Origin of the sequence: Atlantibacter subterraneus (assembly GCF_007570865.1) — a bacterium.
Classification (GTDB): domain Bacteria; phylum Pseudomonadota; class Gammaproteobacteria; order Enterobacterales; family Enterobacteriaceae; genus Atlantibacter; species Atlantibacter subterraneus.
On the sequence record NZ_VLPS01000003.1, the window covers coordinates 59,992 to 74,893 of the forward strand.

The window sequence follows — 14,902 nt, forward strand, 5'->3', positions numbered from 1 at the left end:
CATGGTATGACCGGCGTAACAACTTAGAAGTTATAACCTACTACCAGGTAGCCACCCCAACCGGTGGATTTCACGTTGAATGGACCGTTGCCGAAGTTCAGCTCCGCGTCATCCGCCCACTGGCCGCCGTTGTGCCAGTAACGCGCTACGACCGCATAGTGGAAGTGATCGTAGTTCAGCGACAGGATATGGCTGGAAGCGATGGAATTACCGGTACGGGCTTTGTTGCCGTTCAGATCGCGGAAATCTTTGTCGCCCAGATCGGAACCCCAGTCAAAGTTGGTGAAGCCGATATAGTTCAGGTTGCCGCCCCACAGCGGGGTGATTGGCACGAAGTATTTCACTTTGAAACGGTAGCCGTCCCACTCGTTTTCGTTCGCCGCGCCGTAGTTCTGCCACTGGTATTTGGCATACACGTTCATGGACAGGCTCATCGGCAGGCCGGTATCGATATCGGTGCCTAAACCCATGTACCAGGTACTCTGGCGGCCAGAAGCGTTGCGGCCCATGTCGTAGATATAGTTGTTAGCGAAATACCACTCTTTAAACGGACCAAATGCCAGGCTGGTGTCGGTCAGTTTGTCGATAGAGAAGCGCGGCTCGATTTCCATAAACAATGGAGAGCCGTGGTTCCAGATACCACGCGCATTGCTGTCGCCGCCGAAGAAGCGCGGCGCATCCACGTAGCCGTAGAAATCAAACCAGTCTTTCTTTGCGAAAGCTTCGTATTCCAGATAGGTGTCGTTACGCAGCTGCGGTCCGAAACGGGTGTGGTAACTGCCCACCACGTTGACGCTCTGGTGCCACCAGTCAGACAGATATTCAGGTTTATTGGTTTCTTCCGCGCTGGAAGAGAAAGAAGCGGAAAGCGCCAGTGCCGCACCGGCAGCTAATACAATTTTTTTCATGGTTATTGCCACTTTTAGATGAAATCCCCTGCGGGAGATAAGGTATGTCGTGCTCTCCCAACGGCCTGAAGGGGAGATGTTATTCTGGTCACTATTATAGAAATCATTGCTCACAAAAATATGTGTTGTTTCACATTCCTGTCTTATGCGTAAACGATTGCGTTCACGTTTATACACATTCGGCAATAGGATTCTATCCGAACATCGGCGTGATGAATAATAAAAAGCGGTTTTAAATGTGAAAAAAGTAACAAGGCCGGCGTGATCCGGCCTGAGGGTTATTGCATGGTGGGAGCTTGCAATGGCTGGATGTCGTGAATACGAACAAAGCCCAGTTGGTCAGGCGTAATGCCGTTTAGCTTAATGGGAATAGAGACATCGCTCGGTGCCAGGATGCTGGCGGGCGCACTGAACTGCTGATTCTGGACGTTCACTTCCTGATAGTTTTCCGTGGTGCCCTGTAACTGGCCCCACTCGATGGTGCCGGTAAACGCCGGGAACGGGGTGGTGGATTCACCCTGAATACGCAGCGTGGCGAGGGTTCCGCTGGCATCCGCCGCCACATTAGCCAGCGACATTTTCATCATCCCCAACTGGCTGTTTAGCCGCGCCGGGGTATTGGCACCGGGTAATAAATAAACGCCGCTTTGCGAGCGGGCATTGAGCGCGTTTTGCTGGGTGATCTTAATGGTCTCTTGTTGCAGCTTGCCCATCTCTTTATTGAGCGTGCTGACGCTATTGTGCATCTGGCGGACTTCACTTTGCGGTGCGCAGGCGGCGAGTAATAACGGCGTAACGAGGAACAAAGATTTGTAAGCGGTTCTCATAGTGACGATCCTGTGTGTTTTTAATGCATTAATGCTAGCGCGCACGCATAAAAATTCCTTCATCCCTTGTCTCAAAAGCGCTTCATCTTTGTTGTGCTGCCAGTTCAGGTTACACTAACCCTCAGTTAAATTATCTGTCAGGACGCGCTATGCATTGCCCATTCTGTTTCGCTGTGGATACCAAAGTCATTGACTCTCGTCTGGTGGGAGAAGGCTCGTCGGTGCGCCGTCGCCGTCAGTGCCTGGTGTGCCATGAACGCTTCACGACCTTTGAAGTGGCGGAACTGGTGATGCCCCGCGTGATCAAAAGCAATGACGTCCGCGAGCCGTTTAATGAAGACAAACTGAGAAGCGGCTTTCAGAAAGCGCTGGAGAAGCGCCCGGTTAGCGCCGACGACGTTGAAATGGCGGTCAACCACATCAAATCGCAGCTGCGCGCTACCGGGGAGCGTGAAATCCCCAGCAAAATGATCGGCAACCTGGTCATGGAGCAGCTGAAAAAGCTCGATAAAGTCGCGTACATTCGCTTCGCCTCTGTGTATCGCAGTTTCGAAGACATCCGTGAATTCGGCGAAGAGATCGCCCGCTTGCAGGATTAAGCCCAATGCAGGATGAGATTTTCATGGCGCGAGCGCTGAAACTGGCGCAGCGCGGTCGTTTTACCACATCCCCTAATCCCAAAGTCGGCTGCGTGATTGTGCGCGACGGCGAAATCGTGGGCGAAGGCTTTCACTATCGCGCCGGGGAACCCCACGCCGAAGTGCATGCGCTGCGCATGGCGGGCGAAAAAGCCCGTGGCGCGACTGCCTATGTAACGCTTGAGCCGTGCAGCCATCATGGGCGCACGCCGCCGTGCTGCGAGGCGTTAATCGCCGCGGGCGTGAGCCGCGTGGTCGCCGCAATGCAGGATCCGAATCCGCAGGTTGCCGGGCGCGGGCTGTATCGCCTGAAGCAGGAAGGTATCGAAGTCAGCCACGGCCTGATGATGAATGAAGCCGAAGCCCTGAATAAAGGCTTCCTGAAGCGGATGCGCACCGGCTTCCCGTTTGTGCAGCTTAAGCTCGGCGCGTCGTTGGACGGTCGTACCGCCATGGCGAGCGGCGAAAGCCAGTGGATCACCTCTGCCGAATCACGTCACGACGTGCAGCGCTTCCGGGCGCAAAGTAGCGCTATCCTGACCAGTAGCGCCACGGTGCTGGCGGATAATCCGTCGCTGACCGTGCGCTGGAATGAATTAGACGCCGACACCCAGGCGCGGTATCCCGAAGACCAGCTGCGGATGCCGACCCGCATCGTAATCGACTCGCAGAACCGGGTAACGCCTGAGCATAAAATTATCCACCAGCCGGGAGAGACCTGGCTGGCGCGCACCCGTCCTGACGAGGCGCAATGGCCGGAAGGCGTGACCCAACTGCCGGTGCCGGAGCACAACGGGCATCTCGATCTGGTGGTGCTGATGATGCAGTTAGGCAAACGTCAGGTGAATTCCATTTGGGTGGAAGCGGGGGCCGAACTCTCCGGCGCGCTGTTACAGGCGGGCGTGGTGGATGAAATTGTGCTGTATATCGCGCCGAAGCTGTTGGGCAGCGACGCGCGCGGTTTATTTGCCCTGCCTGGCCTTGAAAAGCTGGCGGATGCGCCCGCATTAACCTTTAGCGAGATACGTCCGGTTGGCCCGGATTTGTGTCTCCGGCTTACGCTGCAATAACGCCGAGTTTTAAAACGTAAGCAGCCCATAAAAAAACATGATAGAATCCGCCCCCCTGCGGGGCCACATAATGAACCCGTTAAGGAAGAGTATGAACGTTATCGAAGCTACTGTTGCTACCCCGGACGCTCGCGTCGCCATCACCATCGCGCGTTTTAACAACTTTATCAACGACAGCCTGCTGGACGGCGCAATCGACGCGCTGAAGCGTATCGGCCAGGTTAAAGATGAAAACATCACCGTGGTTTGGGTTCCTGGCGCTTATGAACTGCCGCTGGCGGCGGGCGCACTGGCGAAAACCGGCAAATATGATGCGGTGATCGCGCTGGGTACGGTGATCCGTGGCGGTACTGCGCACTTCGAATACGTTGCTGGCGGTGCCAGCAACGGCCTGGCGCACGTTGCCCAGGAGAGCGAAATCCCGGTAGCATTCGGCGTACTCACCACTGAAAGTATTGAACAAGCCATCGAACGCGCTGGCACAAAAGCCGGTAACAAAGGCGCTGAAGCAGCCCTTACCGCGCTTGAAATGATTAATGTATTGAAAGCCATCAAGGCCTGATTTTAAGGGGAATTCCGTGAAACCTGCTGCTCGTCGCCGCGCCCGTGAATGTGCCGTCCAGGCACTTTACTCCTGGCAGTTGTCCCAGAACGACATCGCTGATGTTGAATACCAGTTCCTGGCGGAACAGGACGTCAAAGACGTGGACGTGCTGTACTTTCGTGAACTGCTGTCCGGAGTGGCGACCAACAGCGCGTATCTCGATGGCCTGATGCAACCTTACCTGTCCCGCCTGCTCGACGAGCTGGGCCAGGTGGAAAAAGCGGTACTGCGCATTGCGCTGTATGAGCTTTCTAAGCGTCAGGATGTGCCTTATAAAGTTGCCATCAACGAAGCGATTGAGCTGGCGAAAACCTTCGGTGCTGAAGACAGTCACAAGTTCGTCAACGGCGTGCTGGACAAAGCCGCTCCGCAAATCCGCCCCAATCGCAAGTAAGCCAATCCCCTGGCCGGATGCTTATCCGGCCATTCTCTTTTTCTGCGAGGCATAACGCATGGCATGCGGCGAGTTTTCCCTTATTGCCCGTTATTTTGATCGCGTGAGAAGCTCTCGACGTGATGTGGAAACCGGTATCGGTGACGATTGCGCACTGCTGACGGTTCCGGAAAAACAAACGCTGGCAATAAGTACCGACACGCTGGTTAGCGGCATCCATTTTCTGCCGGATATCGATCCGCGCGATTTGGGCTACAAAGCGCTGGCGGTCAACCTCAGTGATTTAGCCGCAATGGGCGCTGACCCCGCGTGGTTGACGCTGGCATTAACCCTGCCGGACGTCGACGAAGCGTGGCTGGAAGCCTTTAGCGACAGCCTGTTTGAACTGTTAAATTATTACGATATGCAGCTGATTGGCGGCGACACCACCCGTGGGCCGCTCTCCATGACGCTGGGTATTCACGGCTTTGTGCCGAACGGTCGCGCCCTGAAGCGCTCCGGGGCTAAACCGGGCGACTGGATCTACGTCACCGGTACGCCGGGCGATAGCGCGGCGGGCCTGGCGATTTTGCAGCAGCGCTTAACGGTGAAAAACACCACTCAGGCGAATTATCTGCTACAGCGCCATTTACGCCCCACGCCGCGTATTTTGCAGGGCCAGGCGCTGCGCGATATCGCCAGCAGCGCTATTGATCTCTCCGATGGGTTGATCTCTGACCTGGCGCATATTCTCAAGGCCAGCGACTGCGGCGCGAAAGTGGCGCTGGACGCGCTGCCGTTCTCAGATGCCTTGCGTGAAAGCGTCAGCCCTGAACAGGCCGAGCTGTTCGCCCTGACCGGCGGTGAAGATTACGAACTGTGCTTTACCGTTTCGGAACTCAATCGCGGCGTGATTGACGTGGCGCTGGGCAGGTTGGGCGTTCCCTTTACCTGCATCGGGCAGATCACGGCGGATGTGGAAGGGTTGCACTTCACCCGCGACGGCGAGCCGGTTGAAATCACCGGCAAAGGTCACGACCACTTTATTAGCGGTTAATCGGTTGATTCCCTCTCCTTAAATGCAAGGAGAGGGAACGGCGTTATTTAAATCCCACCACCGGATGTGGCTGATAAGGCGTTTCCAGCTCGGCGATTTCCACATCGCTGAGCGTTAAATCCACTGCGCCCAGTAAATCGTCCAGCTGCTCTTCGCGGGATGCGCCAATAATCGGCGCGGCAATCGCCGGTTTACTCAGCACCCAGGCCAGCGCCACCTGCGCCCGCGACACGCCTTTATCTTCGGCGATGGCGGCCACGCGCTCGGCAATTTTGGCGTCATTCTCTTCGGTTTGCTGGTACAGCGTTTTACCGAACTCATCGGACACCAGCCGCGCGGTGGTTTCGCCCCACGGGCGCGTTAAGCGTCCGCGCGCCAGCGGGCTCCACGGGATCACCGCCACGCCTTCCTGCAGGCACAGCGGCAGCATTCCTTGCTCTTCTTCGCGGTTAATCAGGTTGTAGTGATCCTGCATGGTGACGAAGCGCGCCCAGCCGTGTTGATCCTGCAACGCCAGCGCCTGGGCAAACTGCTCGCTGTGCATCGAGGATGCGCCGATATAGCGCGCTTTACCGGATTTCACTACCTCGTTAAGCGCATCAAGGGTCTCTTCAATGGGGGTGTTGTAATCCCAGCGGTGGATTTGCAGCAGGTCGACATAATCCATGCCCAGACGTTGCAGGCTGTCGTCAATCGAACGCAGGATTTGCGCCCGGGAGAGGCCCTCCGGCAGATCGCCCACCTGATGGAATACTTTGGTGGCGACCACCACCTCATCCCGGCGGGCGAAGTCTTTCAGCGCGCGGCCAAGGATCTCTTCGCTGCTGCCGTCGGAATAGCTGTTGGCGGTGTCGAAAAAGTTAATGCCTTTCTCAACGGCGTGCTTGATGATCAGACGGCTGCTCTCTTCCGGTAGCGTCCAGGCGTGCTTGCCCCGGTCCGGTTCGCCAAACGTCATACAGCCCAGGCAAAGACGGGATACCCTGAGATCGGTTTTTCCTAAATTATTGTATTGCATGCTTCCTCTCCTGCTTGCGGGTAACAAAGGTCATCCTTTAAGCATAGCAGGAGAGGAAAGGGGAGGGTGCAGCGCTTATCCCAGCCAGGCGCGGATTTTCGCTTCCATGCCGGCGGCGTTGAGGCCGATTTCGCCACGGGCTTCATCCTGGGTGCCCTGAGGGATAAAGAAGTCCGGCAGACCGATATTAAGTACCGGCACCACTTTACGATGCGCCATCAGCACTTCATTCACGCCGCTGCCTGCGCCGCCCATAATGGCGTTCTCTTCGATGGTCACCAGCGAGTCGTGGCTGGCGGCCAGTTCCAGAATCAGCGCCTCATCCAGCGGTTTCACAAAGCGCATATCCACCAGCGTAGCGTTCAGCGATTCCGCTACCGCAGCGGCGTCTGGCATCAGGGTGCCGAAGTTCAGGATCGCGATTTTCTCGCCCTGGCGTTTCACCACGCCTTTGCCAATCGGCAGCATCTCCAGCGGGGTTAATGCTACGCCCACCGCGTTGCCGCGCGGATAACGCACCGCCGTCGGGCCATCGCTGTAGTGATAGCCGGTATACAGCATCTGGCGGCATTCGTTTTCGTCGCTCGGCGTCATGATCACCATCTCCGGGACGCAGCGCAGGAACGACAGATCGAACGCGCCCTGGTGGGTTTGCCCGTCTGCGCCAACAATGCCCGCGCGGTCAATGGCGAACATCACCGGCAGTTTCTGGATCGCCACGTCGTGGATCACCTGGTCATAGGCGCGTTGCAGGAAGGTCGAGTAAATCGCCACGATTGGCTTATAGCCGCCAATCGCCAGCCCCGCCGCCAGGGTGACCGCGTGCTGCTCGGCGATCGCCACGTCAAAATAGCGGTCCGGGAATTTACGCGAAAATTCCACCATGCCGGAGCCTTCGCGCATCGCCGGGGTGATCGCCATCAGCTTGCTGTCTTTGGCGGCGGTTTCGCACAGCCAGTCGCCAAAGATTTTCGAATAGCTCGGCAAACCGCCGCTGCTTTTCGGCAGGCAACCGCTTTGCGGATCAAATTTCGGCACCGCGTGGAAGGTGATCGGATCTTTTTCCGCCGGTTCGTAACCCCGGCCTTTCTTGGTCATGATGTGCAGGAACTGCGGGCCTTTCAGGTCGCGCATGTTTTTCAGGGTATGCACCAGGCCCAGCACATCGTGGCCGTCCACCGGCCCGATATAGTTAAAGCCCAGCTCTTCAAACAGCGTCCCCGGCACCACCATGCCTTTGATATGTTCTTCAGTGCGCTTGATCAGCTCTTTGATCGGCGGCACGCCAGACAGCACTTTTTTGCCGCCTTCGCGCAGCGTTGAATAGAGCTTCCCGGAGAGCAACTGCGCCAGATGGTTATTCAGCGCGCCGACGTTTTCCGAGATCGACATTTCGTTGTCGTTAAGGATCACCAGCATGTCAGGTTTGATATCGCCCGCGTGGTTCATGGCTTCGAAAGACATCCCGGCGGTGATCGCGCCGTCGCCAATCACGCACACGGTGCGGCGGCCTTTATTCTCTTTGGCGGCAGCCACGGCGATGCCGATCCCGGCGCTGATCGAGGTGGACGAGTGGCCGACGCTCAGCACGTCATATTCGCTCTCGCCACGCCACGGGAACGGGTGCAGCCCGCCTTTCTGGCGAATGGTGCCTATTTTGTCGCGCCGTCCGGTAAGGATCTTATGCGGATAAGCCTGATGGCCCACGTCCCAGATCAGTCTGTCGAATGGCGTGTTATAGACGTAATGCAGCGCGACCGTTAACTCAACGGCTCCCAGCCCCGAGGCAAAATGCCCGCTGGAGCGGCTCACGCTATCTAGCAAATAACGACGCAGTTCGTCGCACAGCTTCGGCAGATTCTCTTTCGGCAACAGGCGCAACTCTTGGGTCGAGTCCACCAGCGCCAGTGTTGGGTACTTTGAGATATCAAAACTCATCAGAGGCTCGTGGTAATTATGTTATTTGTCACGTTGGATGATGTAAGTCGCTAACGCTTCCAGTGTGCGGGTATCCATCTGTTTTGACGACAGTTCCCGAAGTGCGGCAAGGGCATCGTCGCACAGCGCCTGCGCTTTTTCACGGGCTTGCTCAAGGCCCAGCAGCGCAGGATAGGTGCTTTTCCCCAGGTGCTGATCGGCGCCCTGGCGTTTACCCAGCGTGGCAGTATCCCCCACCACATCCAGAATGTCATCCTGAACCTGGAACGCCAGGCCGATACTTTCTGCGTAACGGTCGAGGATCGGCAGCACATCGCGGCCCGGTTCACCGGCACACAGCGCACCCATACGCACGGCGGCACGAATTAACGCGCCGGTTTTGTGACGGTGAATGCGCTCCAGCGCGTCCAGCGACACCTGTTTACCTTCGGCTTCCAGATCCAGCGCCTGGCCGCCGCACATCCCCGCCACGCCGCTGGCCAGCGCCAGTTCCGAGACCAGGCTGAGGCGGTCGGCTAAAGCCACGCCGGGCATGGGGGCATCACTCAGTATAGAGAACGCCAGCGTTTGCAGGGCGTCTCCGGCTAAAATTGCGCTCGCTTCGCCATATTTAATGTGGCAGGTCGGCTGGCCGCGACGTAAATCGTCGTCATCCATCGCCGGGAGATCGTCATGCATCAGCGAATAGGCGTGGATACATTCGATGGCCGCGGCGGGCGCATCCAGCGCCTGCGGAGCGACGCCAAACATCTCGCCGGTGGCGTACACCAGAAACGGACGTAACCGCTTGCCGCCTAATAGTGTGCCGTAGTGCATGGTCTCAACCAGCGGAGTGTTCTGAAACGGCAGCGCGCTAATAAACCGGCGCAGCGCGTCGGTGGCCCGTTCCGCCTGGGCCTTCATGGTGGTGTGAAAATCCATTTATTCCGCATCCGGTTTGAAAGGAGAGAGCGGGGCGTCTTCATTTTCGGACAGCAGGATCTGCACACGCTGTTCCGCCTGTTGCAGTTTGACCTGCCCCTGGCGCGCCAGCTGCACGCCCCGTTCGAATTCGTTAAGCGCCTCTTCCAGCGGCAATGCGCCACTTTCCAGACGGCTGACAATCTGCTCAAGCTCCTGCAACGCCGTCTCAAAGCTGGCGGGGAGTTCGTTTTTCTTCGGCATAGTGAATGTCTGACTCTATCGTTATGGAATCATTTCCATGGTAGCGGACTCAAAATGATTAGCAAATAACGCTGAATGGGTTGGTTATGTGCGCAGTCTCACAGCGATGGTGATATACTCTCGCGCTCACGATGCAAGCGCGATTGTTGCCTTGCGGTACTTCTCTCAATGCCCTCGGGGCTTGCCAACGAACCATTGCCGCCATGAAGTTTATCATTAAATTGTTCCCGGAAATCACAATTAAAAGCCAATCTGTGCGTTTGCGCTTTATTAAAATCCTGACCGGAAACATCCGTAACGTACTCAAACATTACGACGAAAACCTCGCCGTTGTCCGCCACTGGGACCATATCGTGGTCCGCGCCAAAGATGAAAACCAGCGTATTGAGATCCGCGACGCGCTCACCCGCATCCCCGGTATTCACCACATTCTGGAAGTCGAAGATACGCCGTTCACCAGCCTGCACGATATTTTCGAGCAAACCCTGGCGGCATGGCGTGACCAACTGGAAGGCAAAACGTTTTGCGTGCGCGTAAAACGTCGCGGCAAGCACGAGTTTAGCTCAATTGAAGTTGAACGCTACGTCGGCGGCGGGCTGAATCAGCATATCGAATCCGCGAAAGTGAAACTGACGCACCCGGACATCACCGTCAATCTGGAGATCGAAGACGATCGCCTGCTGCTGGTGAAAGGCCGTTACGAAGGCCAGGGCGGTTTCCCGATCGGCACCCAGGAAGACGTGCTGTCGCTGATTTCCGGCGGATTCGATTCCGGCGTTTCCAGCTATATGCTGATGCGTCGCGGCTGCCGCGTACACTACTGCTTCTTTAACCTCGGCGGCGCGGCGCATGAAATCGGCGTTCGCCAGGTGGCGCACTATCTGTGGAACCGCTTCGGCAGCTCGCACCGCGTGCGTTTTGTGGCGATTAACTTCGAACCGGTGGTGGGCGAAATCCTCGAAAAAGTTGATGACGGCCAGATGGGCGTAGTGCTGAAGCGCATGATGATCCGCGCGGCCTCCCGCGTCGCAGAGCGTTATGGCGTGCAGGCGCTGGTGACCGGCGAAGCGCTGGGCCAGGTCTCCAGCCAGACCCTGACCAACCTGCGATTAATCGACAACGTCTCCGACACCCTGGTGCTGCGTCCGCTGATCGCTCATGACAAAGAGCACATCATCGATCTGGCGCGTAAAATCGGCACCGAAGACTTTGCCCGCACCATGCCGGAATACTGCGGCGTGATCTCGAAAAGCCCGACCGTGAAAGCGGTGAAGGCGAAGATCGAAGCGGAAGAAGCTAACTTTGACTTTGCGATCCTCGATCAGGTGGTGGAAGCGGCGACCAACGTGGATATCCGCGACATCGCCACCCAAACCCAGCAGGACGTGGTGGAAGTGGAAACCGTCACCGGGTTTGGCCCGAATGACGTGATCCTGGATATCCGTTCGGTTGATGAGCAGGACGACAAACCGCTGAAAGTCGAAGGTATCGACGTGGTATCGCTGCCGTTCTACAAACTGAGCACCAAATTCGGCGACCTGGACCAGAACAAAACCTGGCTGCTGTGGTGTGAACGCGGCGTGATGAGCCGCCTGCAGGCGCTGTATCTGCGCGAGCAGGGCTTTAACAACGTGAAAGTGTATCGCCCGTAATCCCGCCTCAATGAAAAATGCCGGTCATCACGACCGGCATTTTTTTATCTCTCGCGGAACGCCTCGGCGCGGGCGCGCAGAATCGGCTTCATCAGGTATTCGAGAATGGTTTTCTTACCGGTGATGATATCCACCGACGCCACCATGCCCGGAATAATCAGCAGCGGTTTTTCATTGCTACCCAGGTGATTTTTATCGGTGCGCAGGCGGATCACGTAGAAGCTGTTGCCCTCTTTATCGGTCACCGTATCCGGGCTGATCTGCTCCAGCTTGCCTTTCAGCCCGCCGTAGATGGTGTAGTCATAGGCAGAAAACTTCACTACCGCTTCCTGGCCCGGATGCAAAAACGCGATGTCTTTCGGACGGATTTTCGCTTCCACCAGCAGGCTGTCATCCAGCGGAACGATCTCCACCAGGTCGTTGCCCGGCTGGATCACGCCGCCGATGGTGTTCACCAGCATCTGCTGGACGATGCCGCGCACCGGCGACGTCACCAGGGTACGGTTGACCCGGTCTTCAATCGCCTTGCCGGAGGCTTCCAGCTTGCTGAGATCGGTACGCGCTTCGTTGAGCTGCGCCAGCGCTTCACTGCGGTAGCGGCCACGGGTTTCTGCCACCTTGCTTTCAATCTCGTTGATCGCTGCCTGGGCGCGCGGAATGGCTAGCGCCACCGAATCCAGCTGTCCGCGGGTTTCCACTTCGGAGCGCCGCAAACGCAACACTTCAACTTTGGATATCGCCCCTTTCGCCACCAGCGGTTCGGACATGTTGATCTCCTGCTGAAGCAGGCCAAGGCTGTTGCGGTACTGCACTTTCTTGGCTTCGAAATCTAGCAGCTCCTGTTTCTTCTGAATCAGTTGCTCATCCAGCCCGGCGATTTCGCTCTGGATGCGCTTTTTCATACTGGCGAACAGTTCCAGCTCGCCCTGCGCGATATCCGGCGCGCGTTTCTGGATTTCGTCGGAAATCGTCAGGCTCTCGGCGTCGTTAAGCTGGGCGGTCAGCCGCTGAATACGGGCCTCCAGCGCCATGCGGTCGGCTTCGGTTTCGCCAGCGTTGGATTTAAAGCGCGTATCGTCGAGACGCAGCAGCGGCGCGCCCGCCTGTACCACTTCACCTTCGCGGGCATACACTTCCGCCACGATGCCGCCTTCCAGGTTCTGGATTTTTTGCAGGCGCGAGGAGGGGATGGCTTTGCCTTCGCCGCGCGTCACTTCATCAATCTCCGCCAGCGACGCCCAGGTAATGGCGGCGATAAAAAACGCCAGGATTGCCCACAGCGTCAGGCGCACCACGCGCGGCGTGTCGTCCAGCAGCGCTTTGTTCACTTCACTGGTGGTAAACTGATTGCTGTTTTTGTCGCCCAGCAGCCAGCGATTCAGGTGGCGTAACCCATCAGCGATTCGCATGGATCTGCCCCTTTTTCAACGCACTCATCACGGTCTCTTTCGGGCCATCGGCAATGATTTTGCCGTTATCGAGAATAATTAACCGGTCCACCAGCGCCAGCATTGAGGCGCGGTGGGTCACCAGCAGCACGGTTTTATCACTGATAATGGGCGCAAGCGCCTTCTTGATCAGGTCTTCGCTGGTGTTATCCATCGAGCTGGTGGGCTCGTCCATCAGCAACACCGGCGGATCGAGCAACAGCGAGCGGGCAAGTGTGATCGCCTGGCGCTGACCGCCGGAGAGATTCATCCCGCGCTCGCCCACCTGCATGTTGTAGCCGGAAGGATGGCGGCGGGCGAACTCATGGACCCCGGTGGCTTCGGCGACCCGCAGCATGGTTTCGTCGTCCACGTAGCTGGCACCGCACAGCAGGTTGTCGCGCAGCGTCCCGTTAAACAGGTGGATGTCCTGCGGGGCATAGCCGATATTATGGCGTAAATCGTGCACATCGATCTGGCGCGCGTCGATACCGTCGATCAGCACGCTGCCTTCATCCGGCTGGTAAAAGCCCACCAGCAGCTTCGCCAGCGAACTTTTGCCGGAGCCGCTGCGGCCAATAATGCCGATTTTTTCGCCCGGCGTGACGGTCAGGGAAATATTATTCAGCGACGCCTGCTGGCTACCGGGGTAGCGGAACGTCACGTTGCGAAACTCAATCGCGCCGGTCAGGGTTTCGCGCTTGAGGGGCACTTCGTCCTGCTGCACTTCCTGCTCCAGCTCCATCATGCCGTCGATGGTGTGTTTGGTCATTTTGGCGCGCTGATAGCGGGTAATCAGGCTGCACAGCTGGCCGATCGGCAGCATCGCGCGGCGATTGAGCAGGTAGCAGGCGATCAGCCCGCCCATGCTCAGATGGCCGTTGATAATCAGATACACGCCGCCGACGATCATAATCACGCCGCAGGCCTGTTGCAGCCAGTGGGTGAAGTTCACCGCCACATAGGACAAGGACTTTACCCGCAGCTCCAGCTTGCTGAGGCTGCCGATGATCTGTTCCCACTGGTACTGGCGTTCGCTCTGGGCGTTATTCAGCTTGATGGCATCCAGCCCGCTCAGGGTTTCTACCAGCATTGCCTGGCGTTCGCTGGATAACTTAAAGGTTTTCTGGATGGTGGCGATCAGCGGGCGTTGGATCAGCCAGTTCACCAGCATCGCGACCGGGTAAGCCAGCAGCGGGATAAACACCAGCGGCCCGCCGATAATCCCTACCACCGCCAGGATCAGCAAGGTGAACGGGAAATCGATCAGCGCGGTCAGCGTCAGTGATGAGAGAAAATCGCGCAGCGACTGGTAGTCCTGGAAATTCTGCGCAAAGCTGCCGACGCGCGGCGGGCGCAGTTTCATCTTCATGCCCAGCAGCCGCTCAAACAGCGCTGCCGAGACGATCAGATCGGTTTTCTTACCGGCAATATCCAGGCAGATGCTGCGCAAGATTTTCAGGATCAGATCGAACACGTAGGCGATGGTGATGCCAATCGCCAGCACCCACAGCGTGGCGGTGGCCTGATTGGGTACCACGCGATCGTAGACGTTCATCACGAACAGCGGCGAGCACAGGGCGATCAGGTTGATCAGGAAGCTCGCCACCACCGCATCGAGATACAGGAATTTCGACAGCTTCAGGGTATCCTGGAACCAGGCTTTGGTGCGCGGGATCAGCGCCGTCGGCTGGCTGTCGTATTCATGTTTCGGCTGAATAAAAACGGCTTTGCCGGCGTAGAGTTTTTCCAGCTCGGCAATCTCCAGCGTAATCGCGCCGCCTTCGGTTTCGCCAGGCATCAGCCGGGCCTTATCGCCTTCCAGCGCCGTCAGCACCGCCGCCTGGCCGTTTTGCAACACCAGGATCGCGGGGAGCGACAGCGCCGTGATTTTGGTCACCGGGCGTTGGATCACCCGGGCTTTTAATCCGGCACGCTGCGCGGCGCGCGGCACGGTGCTCAGCGTCAGGCAACTGGACTGCAACGGCAGACCGGCGGTCAGCACATTGCGGCTGGTGATAATGCCGTGCAATTTGCAGACAACCATCAGGCAATCCAGCAGCGGATCGTCATGATTGAGTCTTGGGTCGTGGCGGTTCGTCTCGTCTGACGAGAGATCCTGAATATCAGTAATATCGTTGATCAGTGCCATAATCTGCCGTACCTGATGACAGGCAAAGTAAGAAGCGCTATTTCATCCGCAACAGATGAAATAACGCCTGGTTC

General features: G+C 57.4%; 14 protein-coding genes. 6 read left to right on the plus strand and 8 right to left on the minus strand.

Translation table 11 applies throughout. The features are described 5' to 3' along the window. Window positions 1–23: 23 nt before the first annotated feature. Together FND52_RS06095 and FND52_RS06100 are read right to left on the minus strand one after the other, a co-directional pair. On the minus strand, window positions 24–908 hold the full coding sequence (locus FND52_RS06095) for a nucleoside-specific channel-forming protein Tsx (RefSeq protein ID WP_125294038.1): 885 nt from the start codon (window positions 906–908) through the stop codon (window positions 24–26). 278 nt (window positions 909–1,186) lie between these two features. Continuing rightward, window positions 1,187–1,735 (minus strand): SadB/YajI family lipoprotein, encoded by a 549-nt coding sequence (locus FND52_RS06100; protein ID WP_125294039.1) that lies wholly within the window; start codon window positions 1,733–1,735, stop codon window positions 1,187–1,189. A gap of 149 nt (window positions 1,736–1,884) precedes the next feature. Here FND52_RS06100 and nrdR point away from each other — a divergent pair, with 149 nt between their 5' ends. The 5 genes from nrdR (at window position 1,885) to thiL (ending at window position 5,477) form a co-directional block, all read left to right on the plus strand. After that, the gene (gene nrdR / locus FND52_RS06105) at window positions 1,885–2,334 is read left to right on the plus strand and encodes a transcriptional regulator NrdR (protein WP_125294040.1); all 450 of its coding nucleotides are present in this window, start codon (window positions 1,885–1,887) and stop codon (window positions 2,332–2,334) included. Window positions 2,335–2,339: 5 nt separating this feature from the next. Continuing rightward, complete coding sequence (ribD, locus tag FND52_RS06110; protein ID WP_144130080.1) at window positions 2,340–3,443, plus strand: bifunctional diaminohydroxyphosphoribosylaminopyrimidine deaminase/5-amino-6-(5-phosphoribosylamino)uracil reductase RibD; 1,104 nt, start codon at window positions 2,340–2,342, stop codon at window positions 3,441–3,443. Window positions 3,444–3,534: 91 nt separating this feature from the next. Continuing rightward, window positions 3,535–4,005 (plus strand): 6,7-dimethyl-8-ribityllumazine synthase, encoded by a 471-nt coding sequence (gene ribH, locus FND52_RS06115; protein WP_125294042.1) that lies wholly within the window; start codon window positions 3,535–3,537, stop codon window positions 4,003–4,005. 16 nt (window positions 4,006–4,021) lie between these two features. Continuing rightward, entirely contained in the window at window positions 4,022–4,441 is a 420-nt protein-coding gene (nusB, locus tag FND52_RS06120) for a transcription antitermination factor NusB (protein WP_125294043.1), read from the plus strand. A gap of 58 nt (window positions 4,442–4,499) precedes the next feature. Next, window positions 4,500–5,477, plus strand: a complete 978-nt coding sequence (gene thiL / locus FND52_RS06125; protein WP_144130082.1) for a thiamine-phosphate kinase — start codon at window positions 4,500–4,502, stop codon at window positions 5,475–5,477. A gap of 43 nt (window positions 5,478–5,520) precedes the next feature. Here thiL and FND52_RS06130 read toward each other — a convergent pair whose 3' ends face one another. The 4 genes from FND52_RS06130 to xseB all read right to left on the minus strand — a co-directional run bounded on the left by FND52_RS06130 (window position 5,521) and on the right by xseB (window position 9,597). Further along, window positions 5,521–6,495: an aldo/keto reductase gene (locus FND52_RS06130; protein WP_144130084.1), complete on the minus strand. Its 975-nt coding sequence runs from the start codon at window positions 6,493–6,495 to the stop codon at window positions 5,521–5,523. Window positions 6,496–6,570: 75 nt separating this feature from the next. Beyond that, entirely contained in the window at window positions 6,571–8,433 is a 1,863-nt protein-coding gene (dxs, locus tag FND52_RS06135) for a 1-deoxy-D-xylulose-5-phosphate synthase (RefSeq protein WP_144130086.1), read from the minus strand. Between the two features lie 21 nt (window positions 8,434–8,454). Beyond that, window positions 8,455–9,354: a (2E,6E)-farnesyl diphosphate synthase gene (gene ispA, locus FND52_RS06140; RefSeq protein WP_144130088.1), complete on the minus strand. Its 900-nt coding sequence runs from the start codon at window positions 9,352–9,354 to the stop codon at window positions 8,455–8,457. Beyond that, window positions 9,355–9,597, minus strand: a complete 243-nt coding sequence (xseB, locus tag FND52_RS06145; protein ID WP_125294048.1) for an exodeoxyribonuclease VII small subunit — start codon at window positions 9,595–9,597, stop codon at window positions 9,355–9,357. A 203-nt stretch (window positions 9,598–9,800) separates the two neighbouring features. On the opposite strand from xseB, the gene thiI reads away from it, so the two are divergent. Next, window positions 9,801–11,249, plus strand: coding sequence for a tRNA uracil 4-sulfurtransferase ThiI (gene thiI, locus FND52_RS06150; RefSeq protein WP_144130090.1), 1,449 nt, complete (start codon window positions 9,801–9,803; stop codon window positions 11,247–11,249). Between the two features lie 44 nt (window positions 11,250–11,293). Here the strand turns inward: thiI and FND52_RS06155 are convergent, their stop codons facing one another. Further along, window positions 11,294–12,658, minus strand: a complete 1,365-nt coding sequence (locus tag FND52_RS06155; protein WP_144130092.1) for an HlyD family type I secretion periplasmic adaptor subunit — start codon at window positions 12,656–12,658, stop codon at window positions 11,294–11,296. After that, the gene (locus FND52_RS06160) at window positions 12,645–14,828 is read right to left on the minus strand and encodes a type I secretion system permease/ATPase (protein WP_125294051.1); all 2,184 of its coding nucleotides are present in this window, start codon (window positions 14,826–14,828) and stop codon (window positions 12,645–12,647) included. The genes FND52_RS06155 and FND52_RS06160 overlap by 14 nt, the downstream gene beginning before the upstream one ends. Between the last annotated feature and the right edge of the window lie 74 nt (window positions 14,829–14,902).

Excerpts from the sequence above, each read along its gene's own strand:
- FND52_RS06155 (WP_144130092.1), bottom strand. The coding sequence starts at position 12,658 with ATGCGAATCGCTGATGGGTTACGCCACCTGAATCGCTGGCTGCTGGGC.
- ribD (WP_144130080.1), top strand. The coding sequence starts at position 2,340 with ATGCAGGATGAGATTTTCATGGCGCGAGCGCTGAAACTGGCGCAGCGC.
- thiL (WP_144130082.1), top strand. The coding sequence starts at position 4,500 with ATGGCATGCGGCGAGTTTTCCCTTATTGCCCGTTATTTTGATCGCGTG.
- thiI (WP_144130090.1), top strand. The coding sequence starts at position 9,801 with ATGAAGTTTATCATTAAATTGTTCCCGGAAATCACAATTAAAAGCCAA.
- FND52_RS06160 (WP_125294051.1), bottom strand. The coding sequence starts at position 14,828 with ATGGCACTGATCAACGATATTACTGATATTCAGGATCTCTCGTCAGAC.
- nrdR (WP_125294040.1), top strand. The coding sequence starts at position 1,885 with ATGCATTGCCCATTCTGTTTCGCTGTGGATACCAAAGTCATTGACTCT.
- ribH (WP_125294042.1), top strand. The coding sequence starts at position 3,535 with ATGAACGTTATCGAAGCTACTGTTGCTACCCCGGACGCTCGCGTCGCC.
- ispA (WP_144130088.1), bottom strand. The coding sequence starts at position 9,354 with ATGGATTTTCACACCACCATGAAGGCCCAGGCGGAACGGGCCACCGAC.
- FND52_RS06100 (WP_125294039.1), bottom strand. The coding sequence starts at position 1,735 with ATGAGAACCGCTTACAAATCTTTGTTCCTCGTTACGCCGTTATTACTC.
- xseB (WP_125294048.1), bottom strand. The coding sequence starts at position 9,597 with ATGCCGAAGAAAAACGAACTCCCCGCCAGCTTTGAGACGGCGTTGCAG.
- FND52_RS06130 (WP_144130084.1), bottom strand. The coding sequence starts at position 6,495 with ATGCAATACAATAATTTAGGAAAAACCGATCTCAGGGTATCCCGTCTT.
- FND52_RS06095 (WP_125294038.1), bottom strand. The coding sequence starts at position 908 with ATGAAAAAAATTGTATTAGCTGCCGGTGCGGCACTGGCGCTTTCCGCT.
- dxs (WP_144130086.1), bottom strand. The coding sequence starts at position 8,433 with ATGAGTTTTGATATCTCAAAGTACCCAACACTGGCGCTGGTGGACTCG.